Consider the following 3465-nt stretch of genomic DNA (forward strand, 5'->3'; position numbering starts at 1 on the left):
GCTGTCCAGGAGGTAAACGAGTGAGCAATCCCGCACGAGCGTTTGCGATGTATGCCTGTCAGCGATATGGAGCACTGAGTCTCAAGCAAATTGCAGTGTTATTTAACTTAAATCATAGTGGAAGTGTGTCATTTTCTGTGAATAAGGTTAAGCGTGAGTTAGTTGAAGGCCAATGGTTGAGTGAGGTAAAGCAATTGGAAAGGGAGTTATATATTGTAAAATAGGCTTGACCCCTTGTTTTTTTTTGAGCAATTACTTCCTGTTATCTATTTTGGAAACTCAACTTTTGCTGATTGAATAACAACATCTAAAATTTTAGATGCATCTTCAACCCATCTATGCTTAAGATCACTACAGTCATATTCGTAATGAGCAAGGTTGACTAAGAAGTAATTTTTATTCAGAGGTAAAATATGGAATTTCATATCGTGATACATTTTAGCTGAAAATTGAATCCAGGAATTTTGGTTGATATTAATAATTTTAAAATCATTGGGAACAGGGAGGCTTCTTCTTTCAATCATTTCTTCTATGTCTGATTGATAGTGTTCAACAGGATAACCTCCATTTTCGACATAAAACTCGTAACAACTTTGCCTTATTCTTTCATTTTTCCCATCTGGTCCTTCATATAAGTTATCAATAAATGCTGATAGATAATCAATGACATCTTCTGGTTGTGTTGATTTTAAAGAATATTTATTTTCAAACTGAGCGACTTGCCATTCTGTCCTAAAGTGGCCAATTGGGTCAAAGCCTGTTTTTAAAAAACTCCCCCAGTACCACCAAGTTTCGCGCGCAATAAGAGCAGGCTCAAAGAAGCGAGTTGCTTTCTTGATGCTTTCTTCCCAGTTAATAGTGGTAATATCCAATGAGTTTTTGGGAGGAATGAGACTATAGTTTCCTAATATTGAGCTTGGAAATTGAAAAGAAAAATGAATGCCTGATAAAGAGGTAGAATAGCTATTTCTTTTAGAAAATATAGCGCCTCCTTGAGTAATTCCAAGGAGACTTGGCCATCTGCTAGTTGTTTTAAGGATCAATTTCTGCCTCGATTATACCAATGAAATATTATTTTTTATCATATACTGTCTAACCCAACTTGCTCTTCGGTGCTTTCCTGCTTCTGTTAAATGTCGATAGTAAGTTTGAATACCCATAAAAGGTAGAGTATGTGGGCTAACAGCATTATTTGACCAGATCACACTAGGTAGAAATCGTATACTTCTATCAAGTGATTTTATACTAAAGTCATTTCCACCCGCTAGGTTAGGTACTATATCAAATGGATTTGCATTATGGCCAATGATTTTCAATCCCACTTTATTTGCCCAGCGCTGTGTCTCCATTGCTTTCGTTCCTATAGAGTGCAATGCAACTTGCTGATTTGTCAGTCTAGTATTTGTTCGCTCACTTATAACCTTCAAGGCACTTAAAAGTATAATTCCTCCCTGACTATGAGCAACCCATTTTATCGACTTTCCTCTTTTTGCTGCTTGTACCATGATAGCTGAAAGATGGTTAGCATTTAAACTTGTAAAGTTTTTATCCCAACCACATTCCCAAAGGTCATGAAGGAAATCTTCGGTAGGGTTATGAACAAGACAATAACTGTCAAATTGGTAGTTTTGATAAGCCCAATCTAAATGTACACCCATGAGCCATGCCGCTTTAGTAAGATCATTCTGCATACCATTAATTGCTGCAAATGGAGTATTTAATGACGATAATGGCAGTACATTAGTTATATCCCAACTTTTATTTAATGTCTGAATTTCTTCATAAGACATATTTGAGTTAATTCTTTTAGATTTGTCCATTCGACTAACTTTATATAATGCTGTTCTTTCGAAGCGACTTGGATTTTTAGAACCTAAAAGATTATCATCCAATACTAAATCATCAATCACCACCTTATTCCCCTCGGTCAACAAATACCGAATCTTATAATGATAATTGCCAAAACCATACTGACTTTTAATAAATCGAAGATAGGGAATATAACGATTTTTTCTAGATTTAGGGTTTTGCGGATTTTTAGATAATGCTTTACAGTCTTTCAGCACCATCATTCGGTCAAACTCATTTAAGGCACTTAAGGTATCTACTGCTTGTCGGGTAAATTTGATGTTATTGAGTTGTTGACCATATTGATTGGCGGTTTCAGTTAATTTTCGGTCAAAGCTAGACAGGTGTTGCTTGGTTTGTTCCCAAGTCAGTGTTTGCCAGGCACGTTTTTGAGTGTCAGAAGGCATAGAAACTAATCGATTGTAGCTCATTAACTTATTTCCTTTTCCTTGTATATTTTTTTGCCATAGTCTAACAGGTAGGTCCAGTGAGTCTATTGATTATTTGAGATATTATTCGGCTCTTAATTAAGGTGTGATTTATTCCACAAAATAAAAAACAGAGGGGGTATGGCGATAAATCTGATCACTTAATAGCATGAAAGTTTTATATATTATTGTGTTTTAATTAAATACTTTTGTGTTTCTAAGTTGCCTGTGCGGCAGTGAACAAAAAGAAAAGTCAACAATTGAAAAAGCATCTTTTCTAAGTGTTACCACCAATGCAAAAATGATCCACTTCACCAATTGAAATCTGATCCAGTTGGTTCACACTGGTGCTTTTTTATGAGGCACCATGATTTCAAAAGAAGAACTCATGAAAATACAAATATTGCATCAACAAGGTCATTCCCAACGGTCAATTGCCCGAGAGTTGGGCATATCGAGAAATACGGTTAGTAATTGCTCAAAAAGCGGGGGCATTATGTAAGCAATCGATCACAAGAAAATCAGAAAAAGATCAATTTAATTGGCGAAAATCGATCACATTTAAAAGATTCAGTTAATGGCATAATAAAAAGCATGAGTTATTTAACTGATGGTAATACAGATAGTCGGAAATTAGTCTTTCTAAAAGATGGCAAGATAAGTATTCCCCATGATTTAGCCCCTCGATATGGTAGCAGTTGGCTGGAACATCGCCTGTTTAATATAATCGAAGTTTTGCAAGAGATGGCACAACGTTATTATGATGAGTGTCAGTTACTCAAGTCAGAAAATGCACGGCTAACCAGAAGGCCTGAAAGGCCGAAGCTAAAACCGAGCTTGATTGCCTCGACCGATACAGAATATCAAAATTCGAGAAGTCGTCGAACTCAAATCCCTAACCCAAAGAAATCTCAACTTGACGTAACACAAACCATCCTATTAAAACCACCCATTGTGCCAACTGGAGCCCGCTTCAAAGGATATAAAGAGTATTAATGTTCAAGAGATTAAAATTTCTGCTCATCAAGTTCGCTATCGTCGAGAACGGTGGAAGACAGTTGATGGTGAAGAAATATTAGGAGAATTACCAGAAGAAGTTAAAGGATATCATTTTGGGCCTTCACTGCGTCAATTTGTACTTTACCAATATTTTCATAACCATGTCACTCAACCACTTCTGTTAAACCAA

At 36.2% G+C, this 3465-nt stretch carries 4 protein-coding genes and 2 pseudogenes; 4 read left to right on the forward strand and 2 right to left on the reverse strand.

The window, feature by feature from the left end; all coding sequences use genetic code 11:
- On the forward strand, positions 1–224 hold a 224-nt coding region (locus ABVT42_RS21720; protein ID WP_367024432.1), incomplete at its 5' end, for a hypothetical protein.
- 42 nt (positions 225–266) lie between these two features.
- On the opposite strand, the gene ABVT42_RS21725 is transcribed toward ABVT42_RS21720, so the two are convergent.
- Positions 267–1043 carry a hypothetical protein gene (locus tag ABVT42_RS21725; RefSeq protein ID WP_353898104.1) on the reverse strand — a complete coding sequence of 259 codons (777 nt, stop codon included), beginning with the start codon at positions 1041–1043 and terminating at the stop codon, positions 267–269.
- 12 nt (positions 1044–1055) lie between these two features.
- Positions 1056–2279 (reverse strand): hypothetical protein, encoded by a 1224-nt coding sequence (locus ABVT42_RS21730; protein WP_367024433.1) that lies wholly within the window; start codon positions 2277–2279, stop codon positions 1056–1058.
- A gap of 364 nt (positions 2280–2643) precedes the next feature.
- Between ABVT42_RS21730 and ABVT42_RS21735 the strand changes: the two are divergent.
- From ABVT42_RS21735 to ABVT42_RS21745, 3 genes and pseudogenes are all read left to right on the forward strand, one after another.
- A pseudogene (locus ABVT42_RS21735) lies at positions 2644–2745 on the forward strand (helix-turn-helix domain-containing protein); the annotation flags it as partial.
- Positions 2746–2750: 5 nt separating this feature from the next.
- A complete protein-coding gene (locus ABVT42_RS21740; RefSeq protein ID WP_367024434.1) occupies positions 2751–3272 on the forward strand; it encodes a hypothetical protein in 522 nt (173 codons plus the stop codon).
- Positions 3229–3465 (forward strand): annotated as a pseudogene (locus tag ABVT42_RS21745) (hypothetical protein); the annotation flags it as partial. The gene ABVT42_RS21740 and the pseudogene ABVT42_RS21745, both read left to right, overlap by 44 nt.

The sequence above is a fragment of the Aliikangiella maris genome (assembly GCF_040719265.1).
Classification (GTDB): Bacteria; Pseudomonadota; Gammaproteobacteria; order Enterobacterales; family Kangiellaceae; genus Aliikangiella; species Aliikangiella maris.

What these genes read in the sequence shown, in the direction of transcription:
- ABVT42_RS21730 (WP_367024433.1), bottom strand. Translation starts at nt 2,279, where the DNA reads ATGAGCTACAATCGATTAGTTTCTATGCCTTCTGACACTCAAAAACGT.